Here is an 18,541-nt window from a genome sequence, read left to right on the forward strand (position 1 = left end):
GATCGAGGGCAATCGCTTCCACTTTCGCAACGCATTATATCTATAAAGTTACTCGAATTAGGACGGAGCGCAATCTAACTTTCATGGCTCAAGAGCGATTGTCGCCGCTTGCCGAAGCAGTGCGACAATCTCCAGGGCAGATCTGGAAGGAGACTGGCATGGCTCGAGACCACATGATCCTCAGCGCATTTTTCTTCAACCCGCAGGGCGATCATCGGATGTCGTGGCGCCATCCGCGGGCGCCGGGCCGGGAGGTGCTGGACTTCGAGTTCTACCGTGATCTCGTGCAAGCGGCCGAGCGGACCAGGATCGACACCATCTTCGTCGCCGACCACGTTTCGATCTGGGATTCGGTCAAGAGCGGTGTCGCCCACTACGCCAATGCCCGCCTTGAGCCATTGACGCTGCTGTCGGCACTGGCCGGCGTGACCAAACACATCGGCCTGATCACCACGGTGTCGAGCTCGTACAGCGAGCCCTACAATGTTGCGCGCATGTTCGCCTCGCTTGACCATATCAGCAAGGGCAGGTCGTCGTGGAACGTCGTCACATCGGCCATGGACGAGGAGGCGCGCAATTTCGGCCGCGACGGCAACATCGAACATGCGTTCCGCTATGAGCGCGCGGCCGAATTCCTCGATATCGTCAAGGCGCTTTGGGACAGCTGGGAAGACGAGGCGCTGCTGATCGACAAGGAGACGGGCTATTTCGCCGATCCCGACAAGGTCCACCCCATCGATCACAAGGGCAAGCACTTCAAGGTGCGCGGGCCGCTCAACGTCTCGCGGCCGCCGCAGGGCCACCCGCTGATCGTCCAGGCCGGCTCGTCCGAGGACGGCAAGAACTTCGCCGCCGCCCAGGCCGATGCCCACTTCGCCGTCTACAGCACCAAGGAGGATGGAATCAAATATCGCCAGGATATCAACGAGCGGCTTGCCCGCCACGGCAGGCGGCCGGAGAGCTTCAAGATCCTGCCGGGCATCCTGCCGATTGTCGCCGCTTCCGAGGCGGAAGGCCGCGAAAAGCAGGAATACCTCCAAACCCTGCTGCCCGATCAGGTCGGCATCGACCTTCTGTCCAGCTGGAGCGGCATCGATCTCTCCGTCTATCCGCCAGACGGGCCGCTGCCGCCGCTGCCGGACGAGAGCACCTTCAATGGCGGGCGCACATCGCTCAACCGGGTCAAGCAGTGGGCCAAGCAGAATCTCAGCCTGCGTGAGATTGCCCGCAAGCTCGCCAACAGCGGTTCGGTGCCGACCGTCGCCGGCACCCCAGCGCAGATCGCCGACCAGCTGCAGGACTGGTTCGTTTCAGGCGCCGCCGACGGCTTCAACCTGATGTTCCCGCTGCTGCCCGAGGACTGGGTGAATTTCGCCGAGCAGGTGGTGCCGGAGCTGCAGCGCCGCGGCGTGTTCCCGACCGAATACGCGCCGGGAACGCTGCGCGACCGCTTCGGTCTGGCGCGGCCGGCAAACCGCTTCGCCGAGCAGCGCGACAACGCACGCGCCGTGTCCTGACCGGGAGAACGATCATGACCGTCGCGCCAAGATTGCAGCCTCGCGAAGCCACCGCGCCGCAGCTCGTCAATGTCCTGCACGGTCCCAAGCGTGTGCGCGTCAAATTCGGCGGCCGCACCATCGCCGACAGCCGCAACGTGCTGGTGCTGCGCTCCAACCATTTCCTGCCGATCTATTTCTTCCCGCCGTCAGCGGTAGACCCGTCGGTGCTGAAGCCCTCGCTGCATCGCGAACCGCATCCAGTCGGTGGCGAGACGGCCTATTGGGATATCGACAGCGGCGACAGGCGCAGTGCCAACGCGGCGTGGGCGTTCATCTCGCCGCCGGACGAAGCGCTGGCGTCCCTGGCCGGGCGGATCGCCTTCACCTGGAAGGCCGTCGACCAATGGTTCGAGGAGGACGAAGAGGTCTTCGTCCATGCGCGAGACCCTTATGCGCGCATTGATGTGCTGCAAAGCACGAGCCATGTGCAGGTCTGGTTCGACGGCGAGCCGATCGCCGACAGTCACCGCCCGGTGCTTTTGTTCGAGACGCATCTGCCGACGCGTTTCTATCTGCCGGCGGAAGACATCCGGCTGGAGCGGCTGACGGCGTCCGTTACAACGACGCGATGTCCCTACAAGGGCATTGCCTCCTACTGGTCGGGGCTGCTGAGCGACGGAACGGTGCGCCCGGACATCGCCTGGAGCTACCGGGATCCAATCGTCGAAATGCCGAAGATCAAAGGCCTCATCGCCTTCTATCCGCAGGCCGTTGACCGCATCCATCTCGACGGCGAACCCGTCGCATAGGTTTTCAATTTTCATTTCAAAGCAGGGTTTAACATGACCAAACGCAGGGATATCGACGCACTTCGCAGCCTGTCGGGGGACATCTGGAATGTCGCCGTCGACGAATATCAGGGCGGCTTTCTCAAGCGCCGCGATCTCCTGAAATACGCCGCACTGCTCGGCCTGACAGGCTTTGCCGCCTCGCAGGGGTTCGGAGCCGCACGCGCCGCGGCCGCCGCCGGCGGCACGGTTCGTGTCGGGCTCGGTCAGCCGACCAAGGCGATCGATCCGGTTTCGGTGACCGATCCGGCCAGCATCGGGGTGATCAGCCAGGTCGGCGAATATCTGATCCTCGACGATCCGAAGGACGGTCTCCAGCCGAAGCTCGCCTTGTCCTGGGAGGCCGACGAGACAGCCAGCCGCTGGACCTTCAAATTGCGGCAAGGGGTGAAATTCCACGATGGCCGCGCGGTCACCGCCAGGGACGTGGTGGCGAGCTTCGAGCGGCTGGTCGATCCCGCCAGCGGCTCGTCGGCGCTCTCAGCCTACAAGGGCATCCTGTCCAAGGGTGGCGCCAAACTGGTCGACGAGCAGACAGTCGCCTTCGATCTCGACGGTCCCAACAGCAACTTTCCCTTCTATGTCTCCTCCGACGTCTATAATGCCGTCATCCTGCCGGCCGACTATGCCGGCGATTTCGAGAAGACTTTCAACGGCACCGGCCCGTTCAAGCTCGAATCCTTCCGTCCCAAGCAAGGCGCCAGCTTCGTGCGCAATCCGGATTACTGGGGCGAGAAGGCACTTCCCGACCGCATCGAGATCAAGTTCTTCGACGACGAGCAGGCGCAGGTGCTGGCGCTGCAGGCCGGCCAGCTCGACGTCATCCCCAGCACGACGCGGTTGGAACTGGCGATCGAGGGCAACCCCAACTTCAAGCTGCTCAGCGTGCAGGCAAGCTCGCATGACCAGGTGCATCTCAGAACCGACCAGGCGCCGTTCACCGACAAGCGCATCCGCCGCGCGCTGGCACTCACCATCGACCGCGAGGCGGTGGTCAAGGGGCTGCTGAAGGGCCGCGCCATCGTCGGCAACGACACCCCGTTCGCGCCGATCTTCCCTTCGGCCGATCCGTCGGTGCCGCAGCGCAAGCACGATATCACGGAAGCCAAGCGGCTGCTTGGCGAGGCTGGCGTGCCGAACGGCTTCGAGGTGACGCTGACCACCGAACGCGCCTATGACATTCCCGACTATGCGGTGATCATCCAGAACTTCGCCAAAAAGATCGGCATCGATGTCAAGCTCAATGTCCTGCCGCAGGACGCCTATTACGGCTCGGCGACCTTCGGCAGCTCGCCTTGGCTGGATTCGGTTCTCGGCATCACCGACTACGGCCATCGCGGCACGCCCGACATCTTCCTCAACGCCACGCTGAAGAGTACGGGAGCCTGGAACGCGGCGCATTTCAACAACCCCGGCTATGATGCGCTGCTGCTCGACTACTCGAAGGCGCGCGACCTCAATGCCCAGCGCCTTGCTGCCGGCAAGATCCAGACGCTTTTGCTTGACGAGACGCCGGCGATCATCAGCTACTTCTCGCAATACAGCCGGATTGTCAGCTCGAAGGTCGAGGGCGTGCGCTTCACCGCAATCTCGCATCTGCTGCTCGATCGCGTTTCCTTCGTCCAGGCATGATCGCGACATGCTGACCGGCCGCATTCTGTCAGCGCGTGTCGGCACTCTTGTCCTCACGCTGTGGCTTGTCAGTGTCCTGGTTTTCTTCGCCGGGCAGGTTTTGCCCGGCGATGTCGGCCGCGTGATGCTCGGGCCTTTTGCCGACGCGCAGGCGGTGGCGGAGCTGAACAAGCGGCTGGGCGCCGACCAGTCAGTTCTCGTCCAGTATTGGCTCTGGTTCAGCAAGGCGGTGTCAGGCGATTTCGGCACCTCGCTTTCGATGCGCGCGCCGGTGGCCCCGTTCGTGCTGGAGAGCCTGAAGCGCTCCGCATCCCTTGCCGGCATTATTTTGGTCTTTCTCATTCCGCTCGGGGTTGGCGGCGGTGTCATCGCCGGTCTCAACGCCGGCCGCCTCATCGACCGGCTGATCGTGATGGCGGGCGTCTCCTTCGGCATCGTGCCGGATTTTGTGTCCGGCCTGATGCTGCTCATCGTTTTCGGCCTGTGGCTGAACTGGTTCCCGATCTCAGGCGTTGCGCCGGATGGCGCGGGCTTCTGGACGCAAGGCTATTATCTGATCCTGCCGGCGCTGCCGCTGGTGCTCAATCTTGCCGGCTACATCGCCCGGATGACGCGGGCCGGCGTGATCGAGGCGATGGCCGCCGACTACACACGCACCGCCGTCCTGAAAGGGCTTGAGCGGCGCGAGATCATCCTTCGGCACGTGCTGCGCAATGCGCTGACCCCGACCATCGCGGTGCTGGCGACGCAGACCGGATACATGCTTGGCGGGCTGGTTGTGATCGAAGCGCTGTTCGGCATCCAGGGACTTGGCAATCTGGTTCTGAACGCGGCCAAGGCGCGAGATTTCCCGATGCTTGAAGCGGGGGTGCTGGTGATGGCGGCAATCTTTGTTCTTTCGGCGGCGGCGGGCGACTTCGTGCTGGCCTTGCTCGATCCGCGGCAACGCCGTCGGACCTCGCCATGACGGATCTGACGGAGTTTCCCGCATCACGGCGCGCCGTGGCCGGTTTTCCGGCGGTGCGCAGGATCGGCAGTGCCTTCTCCGGACTGCCCCCATCGGTCGTGATCGGAACGCTGCTGCTACTGTTCTGGGTCGTATGCGCGGTAGCAGGCAATCTTTTCGTTCCGTATGATCCCTATGCCGAGGATTTTCTGGCGATGCTGACGCCGCCCGATGCCTCGCATTGGTTCGGGACCGATCAGCTCGGCCGCGACCTGCTGTCCCGCATTGTCGTCGGATCGCGCGATATCCTGCTGGTTGCGCCGCTGGCGACGCTGGTCGGCGTTGCCGCCGGCAGCATCATCGGCCTGGTGCTCGGCTATTTCGATGGCCTCACCGATGCCATCGGCGCGCGGCTGCTCGATACACTGATGGCGTTTCCATTCATCGTTCTCGTCACCATGACGCTGGTGGCGATCGGGCCGTCGAACCTGACCGTCGTCCTGGTGATCGGCATCGCCTATGCGCCGCTGGTGGCGCGCACCGTCCGCGCCGCCGTGCGCGAGCAGAAGCAGCGCGACTATGTCAGCGCCGCCCGGCTTGGCGGCGAAGGCGCGCTCGCTATCATGTTCCTGGAGATATTGCCCAACATCAGGGAGACGATCCTCATCGAGTTCGTCACTCGGCTGGGCTACGCGTTCTTTTCGATCGCGACGCTGAGTTTTCTGGGCCTCGGCATCCAGCCGCCGTCGGCCGATTGGGGGCTAGCCGTCGCCGACGGCTACGGCTTCCTGTCCGGCGGTAAATGGTGGGTCGTCGTTTTCAATTCCGGCGCGATCGTTTCACTGGTCATGGCAACGAACCTAATTGCCCAAGGCTTAGGCGCGTTTGAAAATGGTGATGGATGAATGCGAAGCCGTATTGATGGCCTGAGCTTCGGTCTGCTCGCTATACGGACATTGCTACGTCCATTAGCAGAACGGCATTTTTCTCCGCGAGGCCGAAAAATCGGAACGTAGTTCCTGGCCGCTCCGCTCGGTAAACCCCATGTTCTTCCACACCTCCAAGAGGTTTGGAAATGACCTGATGCGCATGCAGGGTCCGGGAGATTGACGAGTTGGCAAGGCTATCGGTTCTCGGAATATCCGGCGGCGTAAGCACACCATCGCGCACTACCGCGGTGGTCAACGCGCTGGTCAAGGCAGTCGCCTTGCGCGTCCCGGCAGAAACCGGCCTGATCGAAATCACCGAGGCGGCGCCTTCGATTTTCGCCGGGCTGTCTCGTCGTGCGCTCGGCGCGTCTGGCGAAGCGATCATCCAGCGTGTCGAGAAGGCCGACCTGCTCGTGGTCGGAACGCCGGTCTATCGGGCGTCCTACACCGGCGCTCTCAAGCACCTGTTCGACCTCGTCGATCATCGTGCACTGACGGGCAAGACCGTGCTTCTCGCGGCAACCGGCGGAAGTCCATACCATGGCCTGGTTCTCGAACATCAGCTCCGGCCATTGTTCGGTTTTTTCGGGGCCGTCACCGTCCCGACCGGCGTCTACGGCGCGCCCGACGATTTCGTCGATGCCAAGATCGTCCGCGCGGCGATTATCGAGCGCATCTCACGGGCCGCTACCGAAGCGATTTCCTTGCTTAATTCCAGTGATGCAAACACTGCCGTCGTCACGCGCGTCGGTTGAAGCCAATCAAAAGGGGAAACGAACGAAATGACCTCGAATTCCGACAACGTGAAGTTCGCCTACTGGGTCCCGAACGTCTCGGGCGGCCTTGTCATCTCCAACATCGAGCAGCGGACAGGCTGGGACATCGACTATAACCGCAAGCTTGCCCAGATCGCCGAGGCCAACGGCTTCGACTACGCGCTCAGCCAAATACGCTTCACGGCCGGCTATGGCGCCGACAACCAGCACGAATCCGTCTCGTTCAGCCATGCCTTGCTCGCTGCCACCACAACGCTGAAAGTCATCGCGGCGATCCTGCCCGGCCCATGGAATCCAGCGCTGGCGGCCAAGCAGATAGCCACCATCAATCACCTGACCAATGGCCGTGTCGCGGTCAATGTCGTGAGCGGCTGGTTCCGCGGTGAGTTCGCCGCCATCGGCGAGCTGTGGCTCGACCACGACGAGCGCTATCGCCGCTCGGAGGAATTCATCCGTGCGCTGCGCGGCATCTGGACCGAGGACAATTTCACTCTGAAGGGCGACTTCTATCGCTTTACCAACTACTCGATGAAGCCGAAGCCGATCGATCCGCAGCCGGAGATATTCCAGGGCGGCTCATCACGCGCGGCGCGCGACATGGCTGCGCGGGTTTCCGACTGGTATTTCACCAACGGCAACACGCCGGAAGAGATCAAGAAGCAGGTTGATGACATCAAGACCAAGGCGAAGGCCAATGGCCACAAGGTCAAGATCGGCGTCAACGCCTTTGCCATCGCTCGCGAAACCGAGGCAGAAGCGCGCACCGTGCTCGACGAGATCATCGCCAAGGCCAATCCGGAGGCGGTGCAGGGTTTCGCCGATCAGGTCAAGAATGCCGGCAAGGCCTCGCCGGAAGGCGAGGGTAACTGGGCGAAATCCTCTTTCGAGGATCTTGTCCAATACAATGACGGCTTCCGCAGCAATCTCATCGGCACGCCGGAACAGATTGCCGAACGCATCCTCAAGCTGAAGGATGCCGGCGCGGATCTGATCCTGCTCGGCTTCCTGCATTTCCAGGAAGAGGTGGAGTTCTTCGGCAAGCGCGTCATCCCTCTGGTGCGCGAACTGGAAGCGGCGCGCGACAGGGAGCTCGTCGCCGCGGAATAGGACAGGCGCGGCCTTCAGGCCGCCGCCCGCACGCCTTCAAAATCAGGGACGTTTCATGATTGGTGCTTCGCTGGGAGCCGCCGCATACGAGCGCGCGCCCGAAATTTCCGGCATTCTTGCTGGTGCTGGTCCCGTCGAGGACACGCGCCCGGCGCGCCTGTCGGCAAAGGCTGATGCGATCCTGGCGCTGGGCGGGATCAGCATTTCCTTTGGTGGCGTCACGGCCCTGCGGGATGTCGACCTCGAGGTCAAACGCCGCGAGATTCGCGCTGTGATCGGTCCCAATGGCGCCGGCAAATCCTCGCTGATCAACATCATCAGCGGCCTCTATCACGCCGATCAGGGCAAGATCGCGATCGATGGCCAGTCCTTCTCCCGGGTGTCGGCAAGCCGTCTGGCACGGCTCGGCGTCGCGCGCACCTTCCAGAACCTGGCACTGTTCGGTGGGCTTTCAGTGAGCGACAACATCGCGTCGGGCCGCGTCCACACCCGGCGCGCCAGCTTCGTCGAACATATCGCCGGTCTACCGCGCGCCCGGCGCGAAGATGCCGCGATCGCTGAAAAGGTCGACCAGACAATCGCCTTCCTGCATCTCGAGGCCGTCGCCGATCGCCTGGTCGCAACGCTGCCCTACGGCCTGCAGAAGCGTGTCGAACTGGCGCGCGCGCTTGTCGCCGAGCCGAAGATCCTGCTGCTCGACGAGCCGATGGCCGGCATGACGGCGACCGAGAAGGCCGAGATGGCCGGTTTCGTGCGCGCAGCGCGCGACCGGCACGACGTCACCATCATCCTCATCGAACACGACATCGGCGTGGTCATGGGGCTCTCCGACCGCGTCGCCGTGCTCGACTACGGCCGCAAGATCGCCGACGGGACACCGGCCGAGGTCAGGGCCAATCCGGCGGTGATCCGGGCCTATATCGGCACCGCCGAAGGCGAACATGGCGAGGGCATCTGATGAGCTACTATGATTTCCTCTTCGTCATCGAGGTGCTGGTCGGTGGCTTGCTCTCAGGCGTCATGTATTCGCTCGTCGCCATCGGTTTCGTGCTGATCTACAAGACGTCGGGCGTGCTGAACTTCGCGCAAGGGTCGATGGTGCTGTTCGCCGCACTCACCTTTGTCAGCCTTGTCGAACGCGGCATCCCGTTTGCGCTTTCGCTGCTCATTACCCTCGCGGTCATGGTTGCGCTGGGCTTCACCATCGAGCGAACTGTGCTGAGGCCGCTGGTCAATCGCTCGCCGATGACGCTGTTCATGGCCACGCTTGGCCTGTCTTACATCATTGAAGGCGCTGCCCAGTTGGTGTGGGGCACGCAGGTGCACGGGCTCGACCTCGGCATCGACGACACGCCGTTCGAGGTCGGCGGTATCCTGATATCGTCGTTCGATCTTCTTGCTGCAGGCATTGCCGCGGCGATGGTCGCCGGCTTGAGCGCATTCTTCTATTGGACCCGCATCGGCCTGGCGTTTCGCGCCGTCGCAGACGACCAGTTCGCCGCGCTCGCCGTCGGGCTGCGGCTGCCCCGGATCTGGGGGACGGTGTGGACGGCCGCGGGGTTCGTGGCACTGGTCGCGGGGCTCTTGTGGGGCGCGCGCCTCGGCGTCCAGTTCTCGCTGTCGCTGATCGTGCTGAAGGCGCTGCCTGTGCTGGTGCTTGGCGGCTTCGATTCCATCCTCGGCGCCATCGTCGGCGGCCTCATCATCGGCGCCAGCGAGAAGCTCGCCGAGGTCTACCTCGGACCCTTTGTCGGTGGCGGCATCGAAGGCTGGTTCGCCTATGCGCTGGCGCTGGTCGTGCTGCTGGTGCGCCCCTCCGGCCTGTTTGGCCAGAAGACTGTCGAAAGGGTCTGACCGATGGCCGTGCAAGCGCTCGATGCCGCAAGGCTTCCCATCGACTGGCAGAGGTTAGCTCTGCCCGTCGCCCTGATTGCCGCGGCCTACGGCCTGATCCCCGCCTATGCGTCGAGCTATCTCGTCGAGGCGATCCTGCTGCCGTTCCTTGCGCTCAGCCTGGCGGCGGTCGGCCTCAACCTTTTGACCGGCTATTGCGGCCAGCTTTCGCTGGGCTCCTCCGCCTTTATGGCGGTCGGCGCTTTCGCCGCCTACAATTTCAACCTTCGGGTCGAAGGACTGCCGCTGGCTGCGACCATGATCCTGGCCGGGATTTCGGCCGCCGGCATCGGCGTCGTGTTCGGATTGCCGAGCCTGCGCCTGCGCGGCTTCTATCTCGCCGTCTCGACGCTCGCCGCCCAGTTCTTCGTGCAGTGGGCGCTGACCAAGTTCGGCTGGTTCTCCAACGACAACCCTTCCGGGGTGATATCGGCGCCGCACCTTGCCGTTGCGGGCTTCTCGCTCGACAGGGCGACGGGCCGCTACCTGCTCTCGGTGACCACGGTCATCGTGCTCACGGCGCTCGTCTGGCGCCTGGTCAACAGCGCGACCGGCCGCAATTTCATCGCCGTGCGCGACAACGAAACCGCCGCGCGGGTGATCGGCGTCCCTGTGCTGAAGACCAAGCTGCTCGCGTTCGCCATCTCGTCCTTCATCATCGGCGTCGCCGGGGTGCTGTGGGCCTTCACCTATCTGCGCACCGTCGAGCCGGCCGGCTTCAATCTCGACCGCTCGTTCCAGATCCTGTTCATCATCATCATCGGTGGGCTGGCCTCGATACGCGGCGCCTTTCTGGGAGCGGCGTTCATCGTCATCTTTCCGCTCATCCTGTCGCGGCTTGGCGCCTTCCTGTTTGGCGGACTGTTCGATTCGGGTGTTCTCGACATGAGCCAGCGCATCGTGCTTGGCGCGCTCATCATCATCTTCCTCATCGCGGAACCGAACGGGCTGTCGGCCCTCTTCGACCGCCTGAAACGACGGATCGGCTCAAGGTCCAGCTGAGCGCCGCTCGACATCCTCTCACGGACCACAACCTCAGGAGACGCAATCCATGACCTTCTTCAGTCACCTCAAGAAAGCGGCGATCGCCACGGCCTTCGTCCTCGGCGCGACGGCGGTCCACGCCGACGAGCAGTATTTTCCCCTGCAGAGCTACCGCGTCGGCCCTTATGCCGCCGGCGGCACCGGCTTCTTCGGCGGCTTCATCGACTATCTCAACCTGATCAACATCCGCGACGGCGGCGTCAACGGCGTCAAGCTGACCTGGAGCGAGGGCGAGACGCAGTATGAGGTCGAGAAGGGCGTCGAGGTCTATGAACGATTGAAGAGCAATCCCGGCATCGCCGCCTGGAACCCGCTTTCGGTCGGCATCGCCTATGCCATGATCGACCGCATCACCGATGACAAGGTGCCGCTGATCACCATCAACCACGGCCGCACCGACACCACGGACGGACGCGTGTTCCCTTACGTCTTCCCGCTGCTGCTCAATCCGTACAGCGAGACCTCGGGCATCGTGAACTATATCGCCTCCAAGGAAGGTGGCCTCGACAAGCTCAAGGGCAAGAAGATCGTCGTGCTCTATCACGGCTCGCCCTATGGCAAGGAGACGATTCCGATCTATGAGCTGCTGTCGCAGAAATACGGCTTCGAGCTGTCGCAGATCGAGGTTCCGCATCCAGGCAACGAGCAGCAGGCGCAGTGGCTGACGATCCGTCGCGAGCATCCCGACTATGTGGTGCTGCGCGGCTGGGGCGTGATGAACCCGGTTGCGCTCAAGACCGCGCAGAAGACCGGCTTCCCGGCCGATCACATCGTCGGCAATGTCTGGTCGAATTCGGAAGAGGATGTGATCCCCGCGGGCGATGCCGCCAAGGGCTATACGGCCATCACCACCCAGGCGTCAGGCGAGCAGTATCCGGTGGTCCAGGAGATCGTCAAAACGGTCTACGGCGCCGGCAAAGGCAATCTCGAGGAAAAGAGCCGTATCGGCTCGGTCTACCACAATCTCGGCATCGTCAACGGCATCCTCAATGTCGAGGCGGTCCGCATCGCGCAGGCCAAGTTCGGCAACCGCACGCTCACCGGCGACGAAGTCCGCTGGGGCTTCGAGCATCTCAAGCTCGATCCGGCACGCGTCGAGGCGCTGGGCGCCAAGGACCTGTTCCACTCGATCAACGTCTCCTGGGACAATCACGAAGGTGACGGCTACGTGACCTTCCAGCAGTGGGACGGCAAGAAGTGGAACGTCGTCTCCGACTGGATTGCGCCCGACTGGAAGCTGCTGCGTCCGATCATCGAGAAGTCGTCCGAGGCCTATGCCAAGGAAAAGGGCATCAAGATCCGCACGGCCGAAGACGCCGAAGCAGTGGTCAGCAACTGAAGTCAAACAACTCGCGGCCGGGCCCCGGGCCGGGCGCGGTTTCCTGCCTATTGCGGGGTCCTCGATGTCCAGCCCGGAAAATCCGATCCTGTCGGTCAGTCGCGTGGAGGCCGTCTACAACGGCGCCATCGCCGCCCTGCACGGTGTCGACCTGTCGGTCGGTAAAGGCGAGATCGTCGCACTGCTCGGCTCCAACGGCGCCGGCAAGACGACGCTGCTACGCGCCATATCCAATCTCCTCCCGGCCGAGCGCGGCACCGTTACCGCTGGCCGGATCACTTTCGACGGCGAGGATGTCTCCAGGGCAAGCCCCTCTCACCTCATCCGCAAGGGTCTGGTCCAGGTCCTCGAGGGCCGACACTGCTTCCGCTCGCTGACGGTCGAGGAGAACCTTCTGACCGGCGCGCTCGGGCGTTCGTCCTCCCGCACCGGCGTCAAGGCCGACCTCGACCGCGTCTATGCGCTTTTCCCCAGGCTCGCCGAGAAGCGGCGAACCCGGTCCGGCCTCACCTCCGGCGGCGAGCAGCAGATGACGGCGATCGGCCGCGGTCTGATGTCGCGGCCGAAACTGTTCGTGCTGGACGAGCCTTCGATGGGGCTGGCGCCGCTGATCGTCGACGAGATTTTTAGCGCTTTGAAGCGGCTCAATCGGGACGAAGATCTTTCGATCCTTGTCGCCGAGCAGAATTCGGCAGTGGCGCTGAAATATGCCGACCGCGCCACCGTGCTCGAAAACGGAAAGAGCGTGCTGGAAGGGTCGGCCGCCGACCTGCGCCAGCGCGACGACATCAAGACCTACTATCTCGGCGGCACGCCGCTTCCATCGCAACATTTTCCCCAGGAGACCGCAGCATGACCATCCAATCGAAGCAGCCGTCCGATACTCGCAGCGCCGTCCCTCCGGTCGAGCGTCCGTCGGCCAGAGCGCATGTCATCAAGACCGATGCCGAGGCGATCGCTGTGGCGGAAAAACTGGCCGCAGACTTCGCCAAGGACGCCTCCAGGCGGGACCGCGAGCGCATCTGGCCGAAGGAAGAGCTCGATGCGTTTTCGCAGAGCGGCCTGTGGTCGATCAACGTGCCGAAGGCCTATGGCGGACCGGAACTCTCCTATGTGACGCTGTCGAAGGTGATCACCATCATCTCGGCGGCCGATCCGTCGCTCGGCCAGATTCCGCAGAACCATCTCGGCGTCGTCGCCGCCATCCGCACCGTCTCTGACGAGGCCCAGAAGCAGTTGCTCTTCGCCGAAGTTCTGTCCGGCACGCGGTTCGGCAACGCGTTCTCGGAATTCGGCTCCAAGCGGGCGGCCGATTTTGAGACCAAATTCGTCGACGCTGGCGACCACGTCGTGGTCAATGGCCAGAAATTCTATTCAAGCGGCGCGCTGCTCGCCCATCTGGTGCCGATCGTGGCGCTCGATGACGAGGGCCGGGCCTGGTATGCCATCGCCGATCGCGGCGCGCCCGGACTGACGGTCATCGACGACTGGTCGAGCTTCGGCCAGAAGACGACGCTGTCCGGCACAGTCCTGCTCGACAATGTGAAAGTGCCGAAGACGCATCTCGTCCCCGGCTACAAGGGCTATGACCGGGCGACGGCCGACGGCGCCATCTTCCAGATCATCCAGGCTGCTGTCGATCTCGGCATCGCCAACGCGGCGATCGACGAAACCGTCAGCTTCGTGCGCACCAAGTCGCGCGCGTGGATCGACAGCGGCGTCGATCATGCCTGGCAGGATCCCTACACTATCCAGGCCGTCGGTGACCTTCGCCTGCGGGCCAATGCGGCGCAGGCCGTTCTGGACAAGGCAGGGCTGGCGGTCGACCGCGCCGTGGCCGATCCGAACGATAAGACCGTCGCGGAAGCGCAGATCGCGGTTGCCGAATCCAAGATCCTCACCACCGAGATCGCCATCAAGGCCACCAACAAACTGTTCGAACTCGCCGGCACGCGATCCACACTGGCCGAGCACAATCTCGACCGGCACTGGCGCAACGCCCGAACCCACACGCTGCACGATCCGGTGCGCTGGAAATACGCGATCCTCGGCAACTATTACCTGAACGACGTCAATCCGCCGCTCCACGCCTGGAGCTGAGCGAGAACGCCGTAAAGTCACAAAGGACTGTTCATGAGCACTGCCATCCCCGACAGGATCAAGGTCCTGTGGTTTCTCCCGACCCATGGCGACAGCCGCTATCTCGGCACCTCCGAGGGGGGCAGGGCGGTCGACCTGCCCTATCTGACCCAGGTCGCCAAGGCCGCCGACGCCATCGGCTATTACGGCGCGCTGCTGCCGACCGGCCGAAGCTGCGAGGACAGCTGGGTCGTGGCGTCGGCGCTGGCGCCGTTGACGCAGCGGCTCCGCTTCCTCGTTGCGGTGCGGCCGGGCCTGCAATCGCCGACGCTTGCCGCGCGGATGACCTCGACGCTCGACCGCATTTCCGGCGGGCGCCTGCTTATCAACGTGGTCACCGGCGGTGACCCGGTCGAGAACAAGGGCGACGGCATCTTCCTCAGCCATGATGAGCGCTATGAGGTGACGCGGGAGTTTCTCGATATCTACAAGGCCGTGCTCAGCGGCGAGACCATTGCCTTCGAAGGCAAGCACTTCCGCATCGAGGACGGAAAGCTGCTGTTCCCGCCTGTGCAGACCCCGCATCCGCCGCTGTATTTCGGTGGCTCGTCGGAGGCGGCCAATGCGGTCGCCGCCGAGCAGATCGACAAATACCTCACCTGGGGCGAACCGCCGGCTGACGTCGCCGCCAAGGTCGACCATGTGCGCGGCCTTGCCGAGAAGGCCGGACGCCAGGTGAGTTTCGGCATCAGGCTGCATGTCATCGTTCGCGAAACCAATGACGAAGCCTGGGCCGATGCCGACCGCCTGATCAGCCGCCTGGACGACAAGACGATCGCCGAGGCGCAGAAGGTTTTCGCGCGCATGGATTCCGTCGGCCAGTCGCGCATGAGCCGGCTGCATGGCGGCCGTCGCGACAAACTCGAAATCAGTCCGAATCTGTGGGCCGGTGTCGGCCTGGTGCGCGGCGGCGCCGGCACCGCTCTGGTCGGCGATGCGGCGACGGTGGCGGAGCGCATCGACGAATACCGGCGCATCGGCATCGATACCTTCATCCTGTCCGGCTATCCGCATCTGGAGGAAGCCTATCGCTTCGGCGAACTGGTGCTGCCGCTGTTGCCGCTCGATCACGAAATCTCGACGCGGCCGACGGCGGTTAACATGGGCCCCTTCGGCGAAACGGTGGCCGGCGACCATCGCCCGTCGTCGCTGCGCGCGAGCCAGTCTTGAGCGCCAGCGAACCGATCATAGCGATTGTCGGCGGCGGCTTTTCAGGTGCGGCGACTGCGTTTCATCTGGCGCGGCTGCTGCCGGCCAGTGCATCCGATATCGTGGTCGTCGAGCCGCGCGAAAGGCTCGGCTATGGTCTGGCCTATTCGACGACCGATCCTTCACACCGCATCAATGTGCCGGCCTCGAGGATGACGCTGATCTCCGGCCAGGATAGCCACTTCGCCGACTGGCTGCAGCAGAGCAGCGCTATTGTGGGGGATGTCGAGGCTATTGCCGCCAACGGCGCGATCTACCCGCAGCGCCGTGTTTTCGGCGGCTATGTCGAATCCCATCTCCAGCCCTTTCTGCTCAGCAAAACGATCCGCCATGTCAGGTCCGCCGTCGCATCGGTCGAGCGCACCGGCGAGGGCTACCGTCTGATCCTCGCTGATGGCGGGACGCTCGCTGCCGACGCCGTGGTGATTGCGACGACGCATCCGCCGCCGGCCTTGCCGATGCCCCTGAAGTCCGTGGCTGGCACAGCCGGGCTGGTGGCCAATCCCTATGATCTCGAGAGGCTGGAAGCGATCGGCCGCGACGACCGTGTCCTGGTCGTTGGCACCGGACTGACGTCGGCGGACGTGATTGCGACCCTCGACCGCAAGGGGCATCGTGGCCACATTGTCGCGCTGTCACGTCATGGCTATCGCTCGCGCAGCCACGCCTCGATACCGGCCGATCCAGTCGGTGATTTCACGACCCTTCCTTCACGCAGCGCAACGGCACTGTTCAAGCGCATCCGGGCCACGATTCTTGATGCCAAGCGTCAGGGCGAAGACTGGCACCCGGTGCTCGATGCCGTCCGGCGTCAGGGACAGGCCATCTGGCAGGCCTTGCCGCTAGCCGAGCAGCGCCAGGTTGTGCGTCATCTTCGCGCGCTGTGGGATGTGCATCGCTTCCGCGTTGCGCCACAGATCGCGGCCGTGCTCGATCGCCGCGCTGCCGAGGGCAGGCTTTCCTATCGCGCCGCATCGATTGTCGGCGCCGAACAGGTAGACGGATGCATTCGCGTCAGGCAGCGGCTGCGTGGCCAACGCAGCCTCGTTGTCGATGCTTTCGACAGTGTGATCGTGACGACCGGACCGGCGCACGCCGATATCTTGCGGACCAACACGGCGATTGCGGCGCTCGCGCGGATGGGATTGGTCCGGCTCGATCCGATTGGTCTTGGTTTGGATACCGACAGCCAAGGCCGTGCGGTCGGCACATCCGGGCGCCCGACCGATAGCATTTTCGTCAGCGGGCCACTGGCGCGAGGCAGCGTCGGCGAACTGATGGGAATTCCCGAAGTCACCGCACATGCCGAGCGCATCGCCGCCGAAATTCACCAATGGTTGGGATACCAAACGGCGTTGCGTCGCAAGGCGTCGTGAAGCTGCAAACACGATGAGGCTATCCAGATGACACTGACCGAACGCGTTCCCCTATTGGAAACCTTAGTGGAAACCCGGGTTCCCCTGAAATTTGCGATGCGACACCTGGCCGGAGCTGTCTCCGTGGTCACCGCCGGTGTTGGCGACGAACGGACGGGCGCAACCGTTACCACCGCCCATTCCCTATCGGTCGAACCAGAGGTGATGGTTGTCAGCATCAATCTGAACTCGTCTACCTGGGCAGCCATCAGCCGGCATCGGCATTTCTGCGTGAATGTGCTGCGTGCCGACCAGATCGCGATTGCCGACCGCTTTGCCGGGCGCGGTGGCCTGAAGGGGTCGGCGCGCTACGAGGGCGCTCGCTGGTCCAGCCTTGCAAGCGGCGCACTGGCACTCGACGAGGCGCTTGCCGCGGTCGACTGCGCGGTTGAGGATACTATTATTCGCCACAGCCACGCGCTGATCCTCGGCAGCGTCCGGCATGTGGTGAGCGGAGAGCCGGGCCCGGCGCTGATCTATCATCACGGCGCATACGGATCGTCGTAAACGTATTTCGGTTCCTGGTGCTTGGCGGCGCGGTGAAGGTCCAGGCATTCAAATGAAGGCTTGATCTAGAATGCCTTGGAGAGAAAACAGTAAAGGGGAGGCGGGTCTTTTGGCGTCCAGCCAGAACCGCAGGCTAGAAGAGATTCCCAGCCATTTTGTCGCCCGTCACAATGTTACAAAACTCATCGTAAGTAGTTGATTTTATTATAGATACCTAGAGTTCAATCCTCTCTCGCAGCACCATCGAATTCAGCATACACCTGTTAGCGTCAACTGGTCGCCGACTGTCTGCAACAGGTGGAGAGCGGAAGTATCATCCCGGGAAATGTCGCCTCAATCGAGGCTGGCCGGCGACGAGAACGGCTGATTGGCGTCGACCACGAAGATGGCCAGCTCATCGAGATCGGTTGTGCCGGCGCTGAACACCTCCATCGGCGTGTTGGCCCCGTGTCCGATCATTGCCGTGCCAGCTTCAGCATAGGTCACTCCGTGGGGCGTTCTCTGGCCGAGCTTGCCGGCCAGCACATAGAAGGCCTCCGGTCCCGGATGCGTATGGATCTTCGTCTTGACGCCGGGCGCTCCACCGGCGCGGTTGACACGCAGCAAATACTCGCTTGCGCTGATCGGAGGGATCGGTCCGATCTCGACGACCTTGGTTCCGCCGGTCGTAGAGCCATCCTTCGGTCCAAGCGTGAACAGCCAGACCTTGCCTGCGACCTCGGCCGCAAGCGAGGTCGGGCCCGCAACGCTTTGGGCTTGCGCCAGCGTTGGCAGATTATCCAGCCGCCAGTACAACGGTCCGGAGGGCAGTTCCTTCACCTTTTTCTCAACCACCGGCTCGACGGCGAATTTGCTGTCTGCGGGCATTGAGGCTGACGTCATCAGCCCGAAAGCACACACCGAGAATATAAGCAGGCCAATACGGCGGGCGCTGAGGGAATGCGGCTTCATGGTTGGTCCTCCCTTTCATGGTCGTCCCCTCGACCCAATATTAGCTATAGCATATGTACCGACTTACGGCACGGACCAAGTTTCGAGCGAGCTAAAGCGCCTGCCGCCAAAGAAGACTGTTCACGATTCTAGGGAGAGTTTTCAAGCGTTGGAACTAGGTGTCGCGGTGGCATTGGCTGCGATGACGAGTGCCAGCAGCGCAAGGCGTGGCTCCTCCGCGTCGTCAAATGGGTAGCCGACGGCCCCCGTTTAGAGTTCGAAGCAGTCTTGCCCCCAGGCTACTGTGTCTGACGTGAGTCCAACGGTC

General features: G+C 63.2%; 17 protein-coding genes. 16 read left to right on the plus strand and 1 reads right to left on the minus strand.

Translation table 11 applies throughout. The features are described 5' to 3' along the window. The first annotated feature begins 158 nt into the window (after positions 1–158). The 16 genes from NKH16_RS28205 (at position 159) to NKH16_RS28280 (ending at position 17,283) form a co-directional block, all read left to right on the plus strand. Entirely contained in the window at positions 159–1,517 is a 1,359-nt protein-coding gene (locus tag NKH16_RS28205) for an LLM class flavin-dependent oxidoreductase (RefSeq protein WP_352902971.1), read from the plus strand. Positions 1,518–1,531: 14 nt separating this feature from the next. Further along, positions 1,532–2,308, plus strand: coding sequence for a DUF427 domain-containing protein (locus NKH16_RS28210; RefSeq protein WP_352902974.1), 777 nt, complete (start codon positions 1,532–1,534; stop codon positions 2,306–2,308). 33 nt (positions 2,309–2,341) lie between these two features. Next, positions 2,342–3,979, plus strand: a complete 1,638-nt coding sequence (locus NKH16_RS28215; protein ID WP_352813646.1) for an ABC transporter substrate-binding protein — start codon at positions 2,342–2,344, stop codon at positions 3,977–3,979. 7 nt (positions 3,980–3,986) lie between these two features. Continuing rightward, positions 3,987–4,946 carry an ABC transporter permease gene (locus NKH16_RS28220; RefSeq protein ID WP_352902978.1) on the plus strand — a complete coding sequence of 320 codons (960 nt, stop codon included), beginning with the start codon at positions 3,987–3,989 and terminating at the stop codon, positions 4,944–4,946. After that, the gene (locus NKH16_RS28225; protein WP_352902981.1) at positions 4,943–5,830 is read left to right on the plus strand and encodes an ABC transporter permease; all 888 of its coding nucleotides are present in this window, start codon (positions 4,943–4,945) and stop codon (positions 5,828–5,830) included. The genes NKH16_RS28220 and NKH16_RS28225 overlap by 4 nt, the downstream gene beginning before the upstream one ends. A gap of 209 nt (positions 5,831–6,039) precedes the next feature. Further along, positions 6,040–6,609, plus strand: coding sequence for an FMN reductase (msuE, locus tag NKH16_RS28230; protein ID WP_352902983.1), 570 nt, complete (start codon positions 6,040–6,042; stop codon positions 6,607–6,609). A gap of 27 nt (positions 6,610–6,636) precedes the next feature. Beyond that, complete coding sequence (gene sfnG, locus NKH16_RS28235) at positions 6,637–7,737, plus strand: dimethylsulfone monooxygenase SfnG (protein WP_023722893.1); 1,101 nt, start codon at positions 6,637–6,639, stop codon at positions 7,735–7,737. A 55-nt stretch (positions 7,738–7,792) separates the two neighbouring features. Beyond that, complete coding sequence (locus NKH16_RS28240) at positions 7,793–8,695, plus strand: ABC transporter ATP-binding protein (protein ID WP_352902986.1); 903 nt, start codon at positions 7,793–7,795, stop codon at positions 8,693–8,695. Then, complete coding sequence (locus NKH16_RS28245) at positions 8,695–9,591, plus strand: branched-chain amino acid ABC transporter permease (RefSeq protein ID WP_023722895.1); 897 nt, start codon at positions 8,695–8,697, stop codon at positions 9,589–9,591. The genes NKH16_RS28240 and NKH16_RS28245 overlap by 1 nt, the downstream gene beginning before the upstream one ends. 3 nt (positions 9,592–9,594) lie before the next feature. Further along, entirely contained in the window at positions 9,595–10,632 is a 1,038-nt protein-coding gene (locus NKH16_RS28250; RefSeq protein ID WP_352902989.1) for a branched-chain amino acid ABC transporter permease, read from the plus strand. A 49-nt stretch (positions 10,633–10,681) separates the two neighbouring features. Then, a complete protein-coding gene (locus tag NKH16_RS28255; protein ID WP_352516270.1) occupies positions 10,682–12,013 on the plus strand; it encodes an ABC transporter substrate-binding protein in 1,332 nt (443 codons plus the stop codon). Positions 12,014–12,077: 64 nt separating this feature from the next. Continuing rightward, positions 12,078–12,869: an ABC transporter ATP-binding protein gene (locus NKH16_RS28260; RefSeq protein ID WP_352902991.1), complete on the plus strand. Its 792-nt coding sequence runs from the start codon at positions 12,078–12,080 to the stop codon at positions 12,867–12,869. After that, the gene (locus tag NKH16_RS28265) at positions 12,866–14,113 is read left to right on the plus strand and encodes an SfnB family sulfur acquisition oxidoreductase (protein WP_352620152.1); all 1,248 of its coding nucleotides are present in this window, start codon (positions 12,866–12,868) and stop codon (positions 14,111–14,113) included. Before NKH16_RS28260 ends, NKH16_RS28265 begins: the two co-directional genes overlap by 4 nt. A 33-nt stretch (positions 14,114–14,146) precedes the next feature. Then, positions 14,147–15,322, plus strand: coding sequence for an FMNH2-dependent alkanesulfonate monooxygenase (gene ssuD / locus NKH16_RS28270; protein ID WP_352852214.1), 1,176 nt, complete (start codon positions 14,147–14,149; stop codon positions 15,320–15,322). Beyond that, positions 15,319–16,737 carry an FAD/NAD(P)-binding protein gene (locus NKH16_RS28275; RefSeq protein WP_352457046.1) on the plus strand — a complete coding sequence of 473 codons (1,419 nt, stop codon included), beginning with the start codon at positions 15,319–15,321 and terminating at the stop codon, positions 16,735–16,737. Before ssuD ends, NKH16_RS28275 begins: the two co-directional genes overlap by 4 nt. A gap of 27 nt (positions 16,738–16,764) precedes the next feature. Next, positions 16,765–17,283 (plus strand): flavin reductase family protein, encoded by a 519-nt coding sequence (locus NKH16_RS28280; RefSeq protein WP_352453638.1) that lies wholly within the window; start codon positions 16,765–16,767, stop codon positions 17,281–17,283. Positions 17,284–17,616: 333 nt separating this feature from the next. Here NKH16_RS28280 and NKH16_RS28285 read toward each other — a convergent pair whose 3' ends face one another. Then, positions 17,617–18,234 carry a cupin domain-containing protein gene (locus NKH16_RS28285; protein WP_352453637.1) on the minus strand — a complete coding sequence of 206 codons (618 nt, stop codon included), beginning with the start codon at positions 18,232–18,234 and terminating at the stop codon, positions 17,617–17,619. Positions 18,235–18,541: the final 307 nt, after the last annotated feature.

This window comes from Mesorhizobium sp. M1307, from assembly GCF_040318155.1.
Classification (GTDB): Bacteria; Pseudomonadota; Alphaproteobacteria; order Rhizobiales; family Rhizobiaceae; genus Mesorhizobium.

Coding starts and splice junctions, on each gene's coding strand:
- NKH16_RS28285 (WP_352453637.1), bottom strand. CDS start 18,234: ATGAAGCCGCATTCCCTCAGCGCCCGCCGTATTGGCCTGCTTATATTC.
- NKH16_RS28250 (WP_352902989.1), top strand. CDS start 9,595: ATGGCCGTGCAAGCGCTCGATGCCGCAAGGCTTCCCATCGACTGGCAG.
- ssuD (WP_352852214.1), top strand. CDS start 14,147: ATGAGCACTGCCATCCCCGACAGGATCAAGGTCCTGTGGTTTCTCCCG.
- NKH16_RS28245 (WP_023722895.1), top strand. CDS start 8,695: ATGAGCTACTATGATTTCCTCTTCGTCATCGAGGTGCTGGTCGGTGGC.
- NKH16_RS28225 (WP_352902981.1), top strand. CDS start 4,943: ATGACGGATCTGACGGAGTTTCCCGCATCACGGCGCGCCGTGGCCGGT.
- NKH16_RS28215 (WP_352813646.1), top strand. CDS start 2,342: ATGACCAAACGCAGGGATATCGACGCACTTCGCAGCCTGTCGGGGGAC.
- NKH16_RS28260 (WP_352902991.1), top strand. CDS start 12,078: ATGTCCAGCCCGGAAAATCCGATCCTGTCGGTCAGTCGCGTGGAGGCC.
- sfnG (WP_023722893.1), top strand. CDS start 6,637: ATGACCTCGAATTCCGACAACGTGAAGTTCGCCTACTGGGTCCCGAAC.
- NKH16_RS28240 (WP_352902986.1), top strand. CDS start 7,793: ATGATTGGTGCTTCGCTGGGAGCCGCCGCATACGAGCGCGCGCCCGAA.
- NKH16_RS28210 (WP_352902974.1), top strand. CDS start 1,532: ATGACCGTCGCGCCAAGATTGCAGCCTCGCGAAGCCACCGCGCCGCAG.
- NKH16_RS28255 (WP_352516270.1), top strand. CDS start 10,682: ATGACCTTCTTCAGTCACCTCAAGAAAGCGGCGATCGCCACGGCCTTC.
- NKH16_RS28205 (WP_352902971.1), top strand. CDS start 159: ATGGCTCGAGACCACATGATCCTCAGCGCATTTTTCTTCAACCCGCAG.
- NKH16_RS28265 (WP_352620152.1), top strand. CDS start 12,866: ATGACCATCCAATCGAAGCAGCCGTCCGATACTCGCAGCGCCGTCCCT.
- NKH16_RS28220 (WP_352902978.1), top strand. CDS start 3,987: ATGCTGACCGGCCGCATTCTGTCAGCGCGTGTCGGCACTCTTGTCCTC.
- NKH16_RS28280 (WP_352453638.1), top strand. CDS start 16,765: ATGACACTGACCGAACGCGTTCCCCTATTGGAAACCTTAGTGGAAACC.